The following is a 16,150-nucleotide window of genomic DNA, read 5'->3' on the forward strand; positions in this document are numbered from 1 at the left end:
TATTCACGAGAAGGACGCATGATAAAATTTGATTTTATTCATATTGTAATGAGCAAATTTAATGAGTGAAATTGTAGTCAAACTACATCAATGTGTAGCCTCTGGAGAATTTGATTTAGGGATTCTTAATTGTCTTGGCGCAGACGATGTATTTCTCCAAGAATGTGAAGTATTGGACTACAAACAGCAGTTACCAACCAATGACTTCGAGTACGCAAAAACAGTACGTGATCTGGTGGCAATGCATAATTCATATGGGGGCTTCCTGATTTTTGGAATACGCGAAACCGAAAAGGATCGGGGCTTTCGGCTTGTAGGTGTTGAACAAAATATCCAGCTAAATAAGCTTCGTGATATGACTCTTAATTATTTAGGTACGGATTTGCGAATCTCTGCTTCCACGAAAACAATAGATGGGTTATCCATCGAGATTATTTGGGTTGCAAAACGTGCTAATGGTGATAAACCGTTAAAATTTAAAAAAAATGGTCCGGAAGAATCTCGAGGAAAGCTATGTTTTAAACGTGAACAAATTGTTTTTCGTCGCATGGAGAGCAATGCGATCGCAGAACAAGCTGATGACTATGATTTTCTTTATTCCGCTAGGCGTCCGCCATCAATTGAGATGTCGCTAACGGGATTTGGAAACGAAGAGCCTCTAGAGCATAATTTGCCAGATCGCACCTTCATATGCTCCCGTTTTGTTGGTCGAAAAGATTATCTCTATAACCTATGGACTTGGTTGGAAGATGACTTTTCTCGGGTCCGACTTATCGCTGGGGAAGGCGGGCTTGGCAAGACAAGCTTGGCCTATCGTTTTGCTGAAGAGGTTGCATCTCGTCGAATAAAACCATATGAGCAAGTTGTATGGCTAACTGCAAAAAAGCAACAGTTCGTTGCGTCAGAGGATAGCTATCGCAAAAACTCTGGGATAGATTATTTCGATGCTCCATCTCTTTTTATTGCAATAGCAACTGCACATGGATGTGTTGAGTCTGATTTCAAAGATTGTGATTCGCGAGAATTGCAGCAGTTGGCTTTGGAAAGCTGCGCTGCTGTACCAAGTTTCGTTGTGATTGATGATATTGACTCTCTGTCTCCCGAAGATCAGCAGCGCACTCTCGAATTTGGTATGCGGATTCCAGCTAAGACAAAAATATTACTAACTACCCGTGTAAATTTGTCGTATTCCCCCGACAACGTTCTGAAGCTTAACGGGTTGTTAATCAACGAATTTCGAGAATATATACGGTTAACGAGAGAGAGGTATGGATTAACTTTAATCAAAGATTCTAAGATTGCCCATATCCACGATTTAAGTGGTGGCTCACCGCTTTTCACCGATTCTATGCTACGCCTTGAGCGGAGGGGGCTTTCGCTGGAGCAAGCAATCAAACAATGGACCGGAGAGAAAGGGCTTGAAGCCCGGAAGGCGGCCCTTGAACGCGAAGTTCAGCAACTTAGCCGAGAAGCAAAGCGTGTTCTCTACGTCATTAGTCTGGAACGAAATGTAAGTTATGTTGAGCTTAAGCAAATTCTTTCTTATACGGATCAAACTATTGGAGATGCAATTCAGGAATTAAAAGGTCTTTTTCTTGTAAGTGCTCCCTCGATTGCTAAAGAAGCTCGCTATACAGTGGAGCCTAATACAGGGCTTCTCGTGCTTGAGTTAGGACAAAAGCTTGGCATTGACCATACGGCTCTTAATAAGTCAGCTAAGAGCGCTCGTACTGACGCAATTGGGCTCTCTCTTCAAAAGCGTTCAGGAATTGTAGGACAAGCCATTTCACAAGCAGTCGCGCTGCTTAAAAGTGAAAACCCCAGAGATGCTTTGAAAACAGTTACAGACGCATCTAAGAAATTGAATAAGCCCCATCCTGACTTATTACTTGCTATAGGTCGTTTTAGTCTCAAGCAAGACCCTCCAAATCAGGATCAGGCAAGCAGTGTGTTTGAGCAAGCGTACTCACTAGGTCAGCGTAAGCCTCTATTATTTGAGCTCTGGTTTGACGCTGAATTCGGAAGAAACAAATTTGATTCTGCACTTTTTGTGGCAACGGCGGCTATTGAACTTCAGGTTGGAGATAATTTCAGATGGTATGAACGACGTGCCCAGGTACACGTTGCACTTGTTAACAGATCGGACTCAAGGATTACGGTTGACGCAGCAATTCGGGAGATAGATTTGGCTATTGCGGATCTGCAGAAGGCAAAGGATTTCAATGATAATCGCATCATGTGCTACCAGGTGGATCAACTTATTCATCAGGTGTCGAGCCTTCGATATAAGTTGCTAACGACAGTATGACCGAGATGTATTCCTGCTGGCTTGGAACAAGAGTTTGCACAGGTAGAATCAGTTAGCTGTACGGCAGTTATTATGATCGGAGCAGTCGCTCAAATGACATATTTCTCTATGCCTATAACTTCTGCTTTTGGCCGTTTGATTGAGGTCGCCAATGGCCGCTTTGTTGATCTCCAACCTGCACACTCTGGATTTTACTGACTGGCCAGTTTGGAGAAACGCGACAGGCAGGAGTTGGTCGATTTCCATATTACCCACATTTAAAAGCCGCCTTTCATCCCCGTCGTAATCGCCTCGGGGTTAAGGGCAGTTTTGCGATTGCAATCATTGACCGACATTTAATCGCAACGGGTAGCTGGTTTGCAGCGGAATACGCATAATGCCTGCTCAAGGTAATCGCTACTTTTTTAGGACGAAGCTGAAAATCGCAGACTTTCGTCCAGAAATTGCAGACTCAGCCTTTGCAAGGTTCGACTTTTCCGTTGAACACTTATTTTACAAATCGACCAATCTTACCTTGCTAAAAAATGGAAATCGCAAATATGCATGATATGTACTAATAGTACATGTTAATAGTACATGTACCATTATACTAAGTCATATATATCATGCTGTTATAACTATATAGTACGTAGTGGAGGGTTACTTGATGTATAAGATTAAAAAAAGATTATAAATAGATTAGCACCCGATTTTTCGAGTCGTTGAAAATCGCTGTAGGCCACGCCTAACATGGCTTACAGCGATTTCAAAAAATTGACCAAGCGTTAGTCGAATGCCGTGTGTTTTGTCAGCCGAATGCCGTGCTTTGCGTTAGCCGAATGCCGTGGGGTGTCAGTCGAATGCCGTTACCTTGTTAGCCGAATGCCGTGCCTCTGTCAGTCGAATGCCGTGTGCCCGTCAGCCGAATGCCGTGTCGGGGCGGCATCGACCGGGCTAAAAGTGCGTCAGTCGAATGCCGTGCCATTTTGGTTAATGTTGCCTGAGTTCGAGATGCCGTTTTTGCGTGGGTGTGGGTTGTTTTTGGACCTTGACGACATCCTCATCGATTTCAAAGTGCTCAATAGCGCCGATAGTGACCAAGGCCTGCAAGGCTTTACGCATCCGCAGTTTGAAGTCGCGGGGATTTTGGGTGCTACTGCCACTGAGTTGGTAAAGCGTTTGCAGTTTCAACGGATACGGTGCGGCATGCGACGACAGGAAGCCATGCAGCCATAACGCCAGGGGATGTTTACGCAATTGCTGTCGCTGTTCGAATTCGATATGGGTGTAACCGTCTTCGAACAGTCGTAACATCGACTCGGTCAGTTCCACCACATAGCGCTGAGTGATTTCGTCGCGGTGGTAGCGCAGAAACCCTTTTTCACCAAACGTCTGCCGACCGTGGTAGGTGATTTCGACGAAGGCGCCGCCTAAACGCGCCATGGATTCCTTCAACCATTCGTGCTGACTTTTGCCGGTCGATCGGCCTAACGCCATCAGCAGCGCGTGCGCACTGAAGGTGACGCTAAAGCCCGGCAATTGCATTCTGGACAGGTGCACGATCTGCATCCAGACGTCCAGATCGGACTGATTGAGCTGAACGCCCAGATAACGGACTTCGATGCCCTCGACAGCTGCCAGTAAGGTGCGCTTTTTGTACGCTATCCGCTCATTGCCCTGCACACCAGCAAACAACGCACTGCGCAAACAGGCATTCGGGGTGCCGCGCATACCGGCTGGCCAACTGGGAAGTGTCGCTAGCGACTCCACGCGTCGGGGCTGGGCTTTCTTGCGTTCAGTCAATGACTGGAAGCGTTCGGTCAAATTGGTCAGTGACGTGACGGTATTTTGAGTCATACCCACCTCACTTTTTCAAACTGCGGGGATCGCAGTGCGTGGATGACGAAGTCACCGGAGGTGGGTTTTGCTGGAGCATCTCGCGCTCTACGTCGGTCAGGTCCAGTTGATGATGACAGTATTTGCGCCAAGCCCGTTCCAGGGTCATGGGATCGGGAACTTCGGCGCTTTCATTTCTGACGGGTTCATCCAAGGAGGAATCCGTTATGGTTGACCCTACCGGATCATCGCGTCTGACCACATGTTCGATGGATGAGGTACACCATACCGAACCGCCCAAACGAGTGGGCTGTCTAGCGTGGTCGAGGCGCCAGGCTAACTCGGCCGGTGGAACCAGCGATTCAATGACGGTTTCGCTGACCAGGTCAGACGGCGCGGGTAAGGTACTACAGCCCATACAGATCAGGATGGGAATTAGTGTGCTAACGGGGGTGTTTCGGATACTCATGTCGTCTCCAGTCGATTTTTGAAGACTCAACACAGTAAGCATTATTTTTTAGGGCTCATCTTCGAAATCGCGATAATTATTGCGATTTCGAAGATGATCTCGAAAAAAAGTTAGGCATGATGGGTCGCCATGAAAACCCATCAATCTTCATTTCGGATTCCTTGGCTGCAACGTTGGTTTGGCGCGAGTCAACCCGTACCTGTGCCTTGCCCGGCCATCCAGGAAGACGAGATTCCCCGTTACCCGCCCTTCATGAAGGGGCTGCCGGCCGCGCCGGTGGCACGCGTTCTCGGTACCCAAGCCGAACTGATTCAGACCATCGAACAGACCTTAGCGCTACCGGAGGCACTGTTTCAAAGCATCGTATTGCCGGTGATCGCGCGTTATGCCGCCTTCAGTCATCTGCTGCCGGCATCGGAGTCGCATCATCATCGAGGGGCTGGCGGCTTGTTTCGACATGGGTTGGAGGTCGCGCACTGGGCCACGTTGGCTTCCAAAGACTGTCTGTTTGCCACCGATGCCACCCCTAAAGTCCGAAAATCCCTGGAACTGCGCTGGCGACTGGCTGTGTGTTTTGCCGGGTTGCTGCATGACATCGGCAAACCGGTATCCGACATGGCCGTGATCGACCAACAGGGTGAACACACTTGGAATCCTTGCGATGAAAACCTGACGGATTGGGCTAACCAGCATCACATCGAGCGCTATTTTTTACGCTGGCGTGAGAATCGGCATAAACGCCATGAACAGTTTTCTGCCCTGGTCATCGAGCGGGTTTTGACCCGCGAATCGCGTGCCTTCATTCTGGAGCCAGGCCCTGAGATCATGCAAGCTTTGTTGGAAACCATCCATGGTCTGGATCGGGGCTCCAAATGCTATGCGCTGGTGATGGCCGCCGATTGCATGAGTGTGGAACGGGATTTGAAGGCCCACTACCACGGTTTGGAATCCGCGATGGGCATGCCGGTTGAACGCTACCTGTGCGATGCCATGCGCCGTTTGATTAAATCCGGTCAATGGCTAGCCAACGAAAAGGGTGCCAGGATTTGGCGATTCGAAGACGGTCTGTATATCGTCTGGCGTACCGCCGTTAAAGAAATCCTGAGCCTGTTGGATAAGGATCATATCCCCGGCATCCCGCGCGATGAAGATACCCTGGCGGATATTTTGATCGAACGCGGGCTCGCGATTCCAAAATCTCTAGCCAACGGCGGACGGTTTCGTTATTGGCACATGCAAACCGAGAGTCTGAATGGCAGCTTGTTCATGTTGCGCTTGGCCTCGATCGAGCTGGTGTATAGCGGTGAACCGCCGGTCGCTGTGATTGGTGCCGAAGTGAAGGACGAGACCGAGTCACCTGTTGCTGATCAAACCCCGTCAATTTCCCAGTCTACGAGCGAACCTAAAACCAATGTTGGCAAGCGGCGAAAAGTGAAGGCGCATGATAACCCGGTCAAAATCACCGCGGACGAGCCCAAAAGTGAACACGTCGCTGAACCGATCTTACCCGCCGATTTAGCGGCAATTTTGGCTATGGATGCGCTAGCAGACAGTGGCAGTGGGTTAAGCGATCATGCGGGTCTCGAGGTGGGAGAAATGGTCGATCCTCATCAAAACGACACCACGCCAAAATCGCCAAGCAGCGACTCGACAGGCGTGATTGAAGTCGAGTCAGACTCCCTTGCACCGAACAATACTCAGCAAGATCAAAGTGACGTGGCCCGACACTGGCTGGCATCGCAAGGTCAAGCAGGACGCTGGCTGATTCAAATGGCCAGTATAGTCACGGCTGAACACTGGCGCTGGGGCACGGATATTTTGGAGGTGCAGCAACAGTGCTTGCTGAGTTTTCCCAAGACGCCGGATGCACTCAAGCTGGAAGCCAATCAGTTTATTCGCGTCCTGGAGGAAAAAGGCTGGTTGGTGACCGATGTGCTTTCGCCTATGCGTAAGGTTAGAGAGATCCAGCAAGTCCGTGGCGTACTTCTCGCCAGTGAACCAAGCGGCATGTTCAAACAGCTTTTAGCCAACACGACTATGCCCAATGCCCATCGGCCTCAACTGACTGAATCGGAATTGTCAGGTCAGACACGGGAACAGAAGTCCGAACCCACGTCAGAAAATACCCTAAAGCCCTCAACGGTATCGTCCAGCACACCCGCAACCAATCCGGAAACGCCTCTCGATGCCAAACCCTTGCCGGATAACGCCACACCCAAGTCTGCTTCACTGGTACCCGACAACCCCGAGCACGTGAAAACTAAGTATTCCAAAGCGAAATCGGACACGGGCGCCCACAAAAAGCAGCACTACCGGCAAGCCATCAGACACTGGATGGACGAATTGCAACAAGCACCCGCGCGAACGGCAGTGGCTGGAGATGACGCGACATGGCTTGAAGTGGACGAACAAGCCATAGCGAATTTTCTGAATAACACACCTGGCTTGACCCGCACCCAGTTAATGCGAGAACTTGCCAGTCATGGTGATTTCCGAAGTGTCGGTACCTGTTTACAACTGCGGCGTACGCCATGAAATCCGATTACGACTATCAGTTTCCCTGGCGGCCGATCTTCGAGGTGTATGCCATCTCGGGTTGGTTGGGCGGTGCTGGTTTGGCGCATTTCACCAGCCGCTGGTCAGGATTGCCGCGCGAACCCTTCGACTGGTTGATGACGGCGTGCGGCGTGATGGCGTGTTGGCGGTTGTCGCCGGCGCTGAGTCTTTGGTACCGCAAACGCCGGTTGCGGCAGTTTCGTTTTCAATACCTGGATGCCGAAAAGCTGGTAGCGATGGTGAAACAGCATCCCGAGGCCTTGTGGTTCGGCTGGGGATTCGATTGGGTGCAAAAGCATGCGCAATTGGCCTATGAGATCTTGAAACGGGATGTATCGACGCTGATTCCGAGCGATCATCAACGTATGGGCTCGGCGTGGATTCACGGTTTGGAAGTGTCCGAAAGCGATATTCGTCAGCCCTTGCAGCATACCGCCGGCCATACGCTGCTGGTTGGTACCACCGGTGCCGGTAAAACGCGCGCCTTTGACGTGTTGGTGACACAAGCCGTGTTGCGCGGCGAAGCGGTGATCATTATCGATCCCAAGGGCGACAAGGATTTGATGACCTGCGCCAAACGGGCTTGTGCCTTGGCCAAGCGCCCGGATCGATTCGTGTATTTCCACCCCGCGTTTCCGGAAGACAGTGTACGACTCGATCCCTTGCACAATTTCAACCGACCTTCGGAAATCGCCAGCCGCATCAGTGCCATTTCGCCCAGCGAAAGCAGCAACGATCCGTTCAAGGCCTTTGGCCAAAAATCGCTGGATAACGTGATTCAGGGCTTGATGGTGATCGAGGAACGTCCGACTTTGGTGAAATTACGGCGTTACTTGGAAGGCGGTCCTTCGACGTTGGTGATTCAAGCTTTGGAACGCTATTTCGACAACAACCTGGGCCATTGGCGGCAAGAGGCGCGGCCTTACCTGAAGAATGCCAAGGACATCGATTCCAAAGCGGTGGGATTGGTGCGGTTTTATCGGGAGGTCGTGCAGTATCAATTACCGAATCTGGATTTGGAAGGCCTGTTGTCCTTGTTCGAACACGACCGGGCACATTTCAGCAAGATGGTTGCTTCCTTGATTCCGATCATGAACATGCTGACCTCAGGTTCCTTGGGGCCTTTGCTGTCACCGAATCCGCACGACGTAGATGACTTGCGTCCCATCACCAATACCGGCCATATCATCGAAAAAGCCCAGGTGGCTTACATTGGCTTGGACTCGTTATCGGATGGCATGGTGGGCAGTGCGATTGGCTCGATTCTGTTGGCGGATTTGGCCGCCGTTGCCGGCGATCGTTATAACTATGGTGTCTCGGACCGACCGGTGAATGTGTTCGTCGACGAGGCAGCGGAAGTCATCAACGATCCCTTCATTCAAGTGCTGAACAAAGGCCGCGGCGCCAAGATTCGACTGTTCATCGCCACCCAGACCTTTGCCGACTTTGCCGCCCGCACCGGTTCTCAGGACAAAGCCCGGCAAGTGCTGGGCAACGTCAACAACCTGATCGCGCTCAGGATCATGGACAGCGAGACCCAGCAGTACATCACCGACAATCTGCCCAAAACCCGTTTGAAATACATCATGCGCACCCAAGGCGTCGCCACCAGCGCGACCAATCCTACGGTGTTCTCTGGCAATGTCGGTGAACGCCTGATGGAAGAAGAAGGTGATTTGTTTGCCCCGCAGTTACTCGGACAACTGCCGGACTTGCATTACATCGCCAAGTTATCCGGTGGTCGCATCGTCAAAGGCCGCTTGCCGATTTTGCGGTCGGAACTGGACCGACAACAGAATCGCCAAGGTGCCGGCTCATGACCCGCAATCTGTTGTTTAGCCTGATGCTTTGGCTACTGGAAGTGATCCTGGTGGCCAGTTTTGTGTCGGATCGCTGGACCCGCGAACTGCAGCGCGCCGAAGATCAGATGATGATCGGCTACTTTGGCGCCGCCAAAGAATCGCAGATCAGCAAAACCGCGCAGCACTGGTTCGATCGTCTGTTTGTCACCACCGGCATCCGCGACAGCGTGTTCCGCTATTTCATCCCCACTGAGCGCGAGCGGCAGATGTCCAAAGGCTTCGAGGATGTGGGGCGTAACGATTTGTTTCCCTTTATCGAAAGCCGACTCAACGTACTGTGGGACACGATCTTTCAAATGATCAAACGCCTGACCACGGCGTGTATCTGGTTACCGTACCTGGCAGCCGCCTTGCTGCCGTTTGTCGTCGACGGACTGGTACGGCGCAAGATCAGCCAGACCAATTTCGATTACCCCAGCCCCATGGCGCATCGCTACAGCCTTTATTTGATTCTTGGGGCTATGTATCTGCTGCTGGTCAGTTTGACCTTGCCGTTTCCGATTCCGCCGCAAGCCGTCCCGGTAGGCGTTTTTGTCGTGGCTTACGCCGTCAACGTGCTGTTGGCCAATACGCAAAAGCGGGTGTAGGCAAATTATGGATGTCACCAGCTACCTACACCGGACGCACCACAAAAATTCATTTCCAGTTTACCCATCAACCTCAACCCAGGAGAAATGCCATGCAAAGCCATTCCGTTATTGATGCCACCTCTCAGCAACTCGTTCAGGCACTCATGACAACCTCATTCCAACTTGCCATCAATCCAGAATCGTCGGTGTCCCAATCGCATTTGCAGGAAATGATCGAGAACTGTGTCGAGCAAGGTCAAGACGATATTTTGATGTCTGCCATGCAACGATCGACTGACATCGATGGGCGTTTACTGTTAACCGAACGCATTATTTCGGCTGCCGAATTAACGCACTTAGGGTCAGCAACAGCCCCAAATGAGGCGGCGATCGTATTTGCCATTCCGATGGTCATCATCACCGATCTTGATAAGGCGTTGCCAAATCGCATCGCCAATCCTCAACGTATTCAACAATTGTTCCAAACCTTCGGACTGATCAATGATGAACACGCTATCGCCATCCATGACGAACTATTCGCAGCCGAAGAAATTAACTGGTTACCCAGCCAAATTCGTCACATCAACCGTCAGTTAACGCAGCAAGCTCAGTCCGGCATTTCATCCGCGGAATCGAACCATTCGTTCAGAACGCATCTCACGCCGAGTTCGGAGGGGCGCATCGTTTTGCGGTTTTTGGTTGGGGTGGTGGTTTGGGATGATCCGACACGACAATTGTTTTGTTCAGACATGGATCAGGCATTGAATCAAGCCAGGCTTGAACAATGGTCCGAAGCCTTCAAAGAGGATATGAACGGCCAAACCGGGCACGTCATCTGGGATATTGCAACACCTAGTGCGCTTAGCATGGCCGTTTCACCGGGCATCTATTTGCTGCATGCCGTCGGTTTTTTCTACACGGCATCGTCGGAAACCCAAGATCATCAAACATCAAAAGCACTGATCAGTACACACGGTGTCGATGGCGTACCCAGTGAAATTCGGGTGGCATTTTTCGATAGCGCTGAAGAGCTATCAACCGTATTCGTTTGGCCGGTCTTGGCAGGCCATGACGCTAAGTCAATATTTGAAGACATCAACGAACTGCTGAACAAAGTCAATGTTCCCCGCGTGGTTTTCGCCGCACTTCTCCCCATCATCGAATTCACAGGTAACTTCGATCGCTATTTTGAATTGATGTGTATACAACTGGAGCCTGAGGAAGCTCAACCGTTCAACTTGCATTAAGTTATGGGATTAGCGAACGACGACCAATTCTCGCCAATCGGTGGTGTAGCGTTGTGAAATGCGTTCGGCTTTGGGTTTCCAACTGTTATCGAAGCCCGATGACGCGATCGTAACCGCTTTGGGGAATCGTCGATTGATGGTGTCCAGGGTTTGCATCAGGATGGCGTTATCGGGCGGCATACTCTCACAGATCAAGTCGAAGAGATCGAACTGTGAGGGCGATGCGGCTGGTCGAATCGCGCTCAGCTGGACACCGCACTTCTGATAGCCAAAGCCAGGTTTGTAGATGGCTTTTAAACTCGACAGTGCGACGCGAATAATTGTGCGGGTATCCTGGGTGGCCGCATCCAACTTAACGGTTGCCGATCGCTGGTACTGGGGATCTTGAACGGCAAACGGATTAGTGCGAATAAACACACTGACGCAACCGGTCACTGACTGTTGCCGGCGTAGTTTTTCCGCCGCTCGGGTACAGTATGCCGACAGGGCTCGATTTAACTCCTCCAGCTCTGTCAGTTTTCGACTGAACGACCGTGAACAGACGATTTGTTGTTTATCCGCGGCCACGTCTTCCAGATCAAGACAGGCGGTACCGTTCAGCTCCATCAACGTACGAGCGACCACGACGTTGAATTGCGCCTGGATGGTTTTAGGCGACTGGTTGGCCAGGTCCCAGACGGTTTGAATGCCTAATTGATTAAGGCGTTTCGTGGTTTGTCGGCCAATCCCCCAGACTTCTTCGACCGGAACGACTTTCATCAGCTTTTCCCGACGGACGGGGTCGGTAAGGTCGAGGACACCGCCGGTTTGCTTCCATTTCTTGGCGGCGAAGTTAGCCAGCTTGGCCAGGGTCTTGGTGGGTCCCATACCGACACACACCGGAATGCCGGTTTGCCGAGCAATCGCCTTTCGGATGCGTTGGCCATAGGCAATCGGATCTTGATAACAAGGGTACACGCCGGTTAAATCCAAAAACGCTTCATCAATGGAGTACACTTCCATGCGCGGCGTAAATTCTTCCAGCAAGCTCATCACCCGTGCCGACATGTCCGCGTACAAGGTATAGTTCGATGAAAATAGTTGGATTTGATGCTGATTGACCAAATGTTGGACCTGGAATAACGGTACACCCATTTTGATGCCTAAATCTTTAACCTGCTGGCTACGCGCGACCACACAACCGTCGTTATTGCTGAGCACCATGACCGGTTTGTCATTAAGGTCCGGCCGGAACACCCGCTCGCAACTCACGTAAAAATTGTTGGCGTCCACCAGCGCGATACGCGGTTGTTCGGACATGCTTACACCGGATGAATCACATTGGTCACCGTCCCCCAAAACACAGTTTCCAGATCCTCGGTCAAGGGAATATCCGGATACGCCGGATTTTCGGCTTGCAAACACCATTGGCCGTCAGTAACCATCAGACGCTTCACCGTCAATTCCCCATTGATCGCGCAGATCACGATCTTATCGGGCATCGGTTCCTTGGAGCGGTCGACCACCAGAATGTCGTTGGGATGAATGCCGGCACCGAGCATGGAATCGCCTTGGGCGCGCACAAAAAAAGTCGCCGCCGGTTTTTGAATCAGCAATTCCTCCAAATCCAGGGTCTTTTCCACATAATCATCGGCAGGCGATGGAAAACCCGCGGCTACTTTGCTGATGAACAGCGGCAATCGTCGTTTCTTTTCCGGTTTGGCAAGATGAAACCAAGCCAATCCGTCACGGATTGCGGGTAACGGTTGTGCGGGATTGAGGATCGAAAAAGGCAATGATTCGGTCATGGGTATCACGGTGAGCTACAAAAAATTTTAACGACATAAGACTACCATCGAAAATACAAACGTTCTATGATTGTTCTCAATTTAGTTGAGCCGTATTTTTTTGCCACATGAGCGCCTTAACCCGAAAACAACAGGCTATTTTGGATTTCTTGCTGGATAACCAGGCGCAGTTTCCACGGCCACCGTCGTTGAGTGAACTGTGTGAGGCGCTCGGCTTGAAGTCGCGGGGTTCGTTACATTTGACGCTGAGCGGATTGATCGATGCCGGTTTTGTCGAAGCCATGGGGCTCAAACATCGAGGAGTTCGGCTGACGGAGAAGGCCCTGGCCTTGCGTGAATCTGACCAACATCGGATCCACGCTTTGCCTTTGGTGGGCAGCATTGCCGCCGGCAAACCGATCGAGGCTATTGAGCATACCGAATGGGTCAATGTCCCCGTTCAACTTCGTACCGAACAGGTCTGTTATGTACTTAAAGTTAAGGGGGATTCCATGATCGAAGCCGGCATACTGGATGGCGATTGGGTCGTCATCGAACAACGCAGTCACGCCCACAACGGTGAAATTGTGGTCGCCCTAATCGACAACCAGGAAACCACATTGAAGGTCATCGAGCAGACAGCGGATGAGGTGTTATTGATTCCCGCCAATTCCAGCATGGAAGCCATGCGCTTCCATCCGTCGCAAGTCATCATACAGGGCGTACTGGTCGGCCAGATGCGCACTTACCGGTAGGACATAAACATGCAACCCTTAGCCTTTGTCGATCTGGAAACCACCGGTGGCTCTGCCACCAAAGACCGTATTACCGAGATCGGCATTGTCCTGGTGGACGACGATGGCGTGCGGGAATGGAGTCAACTGGTTCATCCGCAGATGCGGATTCCGTTGTTCATCGAACAGATGACCGGTATCAGCAACGCCATGGTCGAAAACGCACCCAGCTTTGAACAGGTGGCCAAGGACGTGGATGCCTTATTGCAAGGACGGTTGTTCATCGCCCACAACGCCCGCTTTGATTACGGTTTTCTGAAAAATGAATTCAAACGGGTCGGTTTGCTGTTTAAACCGCAAGTGCTGTGCACGGTGAAGTTGTCGCGGACACTGTATCCGCAGTATCACCGGCACAATCTCGATAGCCTGATCGAACGCCATCAACTGACCGCCAAGGAACGCCACCGCGCTTTAGCAGATGCCCAATTGATTCATCAGTTCTGGCAGCATGCTCATCAGCAGTTTTCGGCCGAGGCTATCGAAGCCACGGTTAAAAATCTGGTGCAACGCTCCAGCCTGCCGTCGCAACTGGACCCGAATCTGATTCATGAATTGCCGGAAGGTCCCGGCGTTTATCTGTTCTATGGCGAAAACGACTTGCCGCTGTATATTGGCAAAAGCGTCAATATTCGCCAGCGGGTGCTATCGCACTTTGCCGCCGATCATCGCCACGCCAAGGAAATGAGTTTGTCGCAGCAGACCAAGCGTATCGACTGGATTGAAACCGGCGGCAAACTGGGTGCATTATTGACCGAAGCCAAGTTGATCAAACAAATGACACCGGTGCATAACCAACGGCTGCGGCGTAAAAATGCACTCTGTGCTTGGCAACTGGAGCAAAAACAGGATCAGCTGTTGCCGCGTCTGACTTGGGCCAACGATCTGGACTTTGGCGCGCAGGATAGTTTATATGGCTTGTACGGTACTAAACGAGATGCCGAAAAAGCGCTGCGCAGTTTGGCCGAACAACATCAGCTATGCCTGGGCGTGCTCGGTTTTGAAAAGATCGGCAGCGGCAAACCGTGCTTTGCCCATCAACTCAAACGCTGTCGTGGCGCCTGCGTCGGCAAAGAATCCGGATTGGAACATGCCACGCGTTTACTGACCGCCATGAGTAAACTCAAACTAAGTAGTTGGCCTTACCCCAGTGCCATGGCATTCGCGAGGAAGACGATTTGCACGTGATCGATCATTGGTGTTATCTCGGTACTGCGCGCAGCGATGACGAAGTCCACGCATTGCTGGAGCAAGGCAGACCGGCATTTGATCGCGATACCTATATGACCTTGGTCAAGGCGTTAAAGAAAACTCAGGTAATACATTTACGCTCGAGTCCAACCCATGAATCTATTCGCAGGAGACATTCCGATGCCTGATTCAACTACTCGCCGTCTGAATCCGAACAAATTACTGTTGAGCAAATGGACTGCCGCTAAGCCCCAAAGCAAGGAAAAGCATTTTCTGGTCACCCAACTGATCAAGCCCGAATTGACGGATGCGCCTGTCGAACACATCGAGCTGGAAGCGATCTATTCGCGCCGCAGCTTTATCCTGCCTTGGCGAGACCTGACGGATACCGGGCAATGGTTACAAGGGTGGCAGTAAGCCAGAGAGGATTAGAAAATCATGTGCGGACGATTTCAGCTGACAGCCTCACCTGAAGAGATTGCGGAGCATTTCCAACTCTCGCGCCTGCCAAAATACCAGCCCAGTTACAACATCGCACCGGCGCGGAAAATTCTCTGTATTGTCGAATTGGAAGACAAATCGCTGAAAGCGGTGAATCTTTTCTGGGGCTTGGTGCCGTCCTGGTCCAAAGACACCAAAAACAGCCATCACCTGATCAATGCGCGTGCCGAAACGATTCGCGAAAAACCATCCTTCCGTGCCGCATTTCAAAAACGCCGCTGTCTGATCGTCGCACAAGGTTTTTACGAATGGCAAAAGTTGGAATCCGGAAAACAGGCATTCCATATTCATCATCAGGGCAATCAGCTATTCGCCTTCGCCGGTTTATGGGAACAGTGGCAACACGAAGTCGAAACGCTGTATTCCTGCACGATCATTACAACAGCAGCAAATGAGCTAATGCAACCCATTCATGAGCGCATGCCAGTGATCATACCGGCAGGCTGTTATCACGACTGGCTCAACATAACATCTAATACCAATGACGCCTATGACTTACTTGAAAACTCAACTTACGCCAATATGGTTACAACGCCGGTCGGCGATTGGGTGAATAATCCCAGGCATGATGATGAGCGTTGCATAAACCTAATTTAGGCTAACGCAGAAACTTGGCGTCAATCAGGGTTGGCGCTACACTTCTGCCAAGGTAAGTCTCAAATTGGAGGGATAGACATGGAACGATTACTATTGGCGCTCTGGATTTTCTCTAGTGCAGTTTTTGCTGAGGGCGACGAAAAGCTTTGGCCTGACGACAAGCCAAAAAACTTCTGCCTAGACCCCAAATTAGCCACCAACAATGAAAATTTAGCCAAGGAGCATCCCGGCGATGAGCGACTCGTGAAACTTGTCGCCTTGCGTTACGGACTTTGTAATCTGGTATTGAAAAACATTATTTCGATGAATACCGCTATCGACATCTTCGATGCCGAAAAGGAAAACGAAATGCAGAAACGCTTGCAGGAAGGTCAAATTAACAAAGGAGATATTGTTTTGTAATAACCTGGATTAAGTGTGTCAATTTTTATTGTCATATTCGGTAACGACCCGTTGCTGTCTATCACTTAACGTGATT

15 protein-coding genes are annotated in these 16,150 nt (G+C 50.8%); 11 read left to right on the forward strand and 4 right to left on the reverse strand.

Translation table 11 applies throughout. The annotated features are described in order from the left end of the window. Positions 1 to 61: 61 nt before the first annotated feature. Entirely contained in the window at positions 62 to 2,308 is a 2,247-nt protein-coding gene (locus JL719_RS02995; RefSeq protein ID WP_033155922.1) for an RNA-binding domain-containing protein, read from the forward strand. 969 nt (positions 2,309 to 3,277) lie between these two features. On the opposite strand, the gene trfA is transcribed toward JL719_RS02995, so the two are convergent. Both trfA and JL719_RS03005 read right to left on the reverse strand, forming a co-directional pair. Further along, a complete protein-coding gene (gene trfA / locus JL719_RS03000) occupies positions 3,278 to 4,144 on the reverse strand; it encodes a plasmid replication initiator TrfA (protein WP_033155923.1) in 867 nt (288 codons plus the stop codon). A gap of 7 nt (positions 4,145 to 4,151) precedes the next feature. Continuing rightward, the gene (locus JL719_RS03005; protein ID WP_033155924.1) at positions 4,152 to 4,592 is read right to left on the reverse strand and encodes a hypothetical protein; all 441 of its coding nucleotides are present in this window, start codon (positions 4,590 to 4,592) and stop codon (positions 4,152 to 4,154) included. Positions 4,593 to 4,721: 129 nt separating this feature from the next. On the opposite strand from JL719_RS03005, the gene mobH reads away from it, so the two are divergent. The 4 genes from mobH (at position 4,722) to JL719_RS03025 (ending at position 10,826) form a co-directional block, all read left to right on the forward strand. Further along, positions 4,722 to 7,127, forward strand: coding sequence for a MobH family relaxase (gene mobH / locus JL719_RS03010; protein ID WP_051669792.1), 2,406 nt, complete (start codon positions 4,722 to 4,724; stop codon positions 7,125 to 7,127). Further along, positions 7,124 to 8,968, forward strand: a complete 1,845-nt coding sequence (traD, locus tag JL719_RS03015) for a conjugative transfer system coupling protein TraD (RefSeq protein WP_033155925.1) — start codon at positions 7,124 to 7,126, stop codon at positions 8,966 to 8,968. The genes mobH and traD overlap by 4 nt, the downstream gene beginning before the upstream one ends. Then, complete coding sequence (locus JL719_RS03020) at positions 8,965 to 9,597, forward strand: IncC plasmid conjugative DNA transfer DtrJ family protein (RefSeq protein ID WP_033155926.1); 633 nt, start codon at positions 8,965 to 8,967, stop codon at positions 9,595 to 9,597. Before traD ends, JL719_RS03020 begins: the two co-directional genes overlap by 4 nt. Positions 9,598 to 9,689: 92 nt before the next feature. Continuing rightward, complete coding sequence (locus tag JL719_RS03025) at positions 9,690 to 10,826, forward strand: hypothetical protein (protein WP_033155927.1); 1,137 nt, start codon at positions 9,690 to 9,692, stop codon at positions 10,824 to 10,826. Positions 10,827 to 10,835: 9 nt separating this feature from the next. On the opposite strand, the gene JL719_RS03030 is transcribed toward JL719_RS03025, so the two are convergent. Both JL719_RS03030 and JL719_RS03035 read right to left on the reverse strand, forming a co-directional pair. Continuing rightward, on the reverse strand, positions 10,836 to 12,125 hold the full coding sequence (locus JL719_RS03030; protein WP_033155928.1) for a Y-family DNA polymerase: 1,290 nt from the start codon (positions 12,123 to 12,125) through the stop codon (positions 10,836 to 10,838). Positions 12,126 to 12,127: 2 nt separating this feature from the next. Further along, the gene (locus JL719_RS03035; RefSeq protein WP_084153242.1) at positions 12,128 to 12,613 is read right to left on the reverse strand and encodes a LexA family protein; all 486 of its coding nucleotides are present in this window, start codon (positions 12,611 to 12,613) and stop codon (positions 12,128 to 12,130) included. 107 nt (positions 12,614 to 12,720) lie between these two features. Here JL719_RS03035 and lexA point away from each other — a divergent pair, with 107 nt between their 5' ends. The 6 genes from lexA to JL719_RS03060 all read left to right on the forward strand — a co-directional run bounded on the left by lexA (position 12,721) and on the right by JL719_RS03060 (position 16,074). Then, positions 12,721 to 13,347, forward strand: a complete 627-nt coding sequence (lexA, locus tag JL719_RS03040) for a transcriptional repressor LexA (RefSeq protein WP_033155929.1) — start codon at positions 12,721 to 12,723, stop codon at positions 13,345 to 13,347. A 9-nt stretch (positions 13,348 to 13,356) separates the two neighbouring features. After that, positions 13,357 to 14,571: a 3'-5' exonuclease family protein gene (locus tag JL719_RS03045; RefSeq protein WP_225892989.1), complete on the forward strand. Its 1,215-nt coding sequence runs from the start codon at positions 13,357 to 13,359 to the stop codon at positions 14,569 to 14,571. Beyond that, positions 14,568 to 14,762, forward strand: coding sequence for a hypothetical protein (locus tag JL719_RS23955; RefSeq protein ID WP_488655942.1), 195 nt, complete (start codon positions 14,568 to 14,570; stop codon positions 14,760 to 14,762). The genes JL719_RS03045 and JL719_RS23955 overlap by 4 nt, the downstream gene beginning before the upstream one ends. After that, positions 14,755 to 14,991: a TIGR02450 family Trp-rich protein gene (locus JL719_RS03050; protein ID WP_033155930.1), complete on the forward strand. Its 237-nt coding sequence runs from the start codon at positions 14,755 to 14,757 to the stop codon at positions 14,989 to 14,991. The genes JL719_RS23955 and JL719_RS03050 overlap by 8 nt, the downstream gene beginning before the upstream one ends. A 21-nt stretch (positions 14,992 to 15,012) precedes the next feature. Continuing rightward, the gene (locus JL719_RS03055; RefSeq protein ID WP_033155931.1) at positions 15,013 to 15,672 is read left to right on the forward strand and encodes an SOS response-associated peptidase; all 660 of its coding nucleotides are present in this window, start codon (positions 15,013 to 15,015) and stop codon (positions 15,670 to 15,672) included. Positions 15,673 to 15,750: 78 nt separating this feature from the next. Continuing rightward, positions 15,751 to 16,074, forward strand: coding sequence for a hypothetical protein (locus JL719_RS03060; protein ID WP_033155932.1), 324 nt, complete (start codon positions 15,751 to 15,753; stop codon positions 16,072 to 16,074). Positions 16,075 to 16,150: the final 76 nt, after the last annotated feature.

The organism is Methylomonas sp. LW13 (assembly GCF_016865255.1).
In the GTDB taxonomy this organism is placed as follows: domain Bacteria; phylum Pseudomonadota; class Gammaproteobacteria; order Methylococcales; family Methylomonadaceae; genus Methylomonas.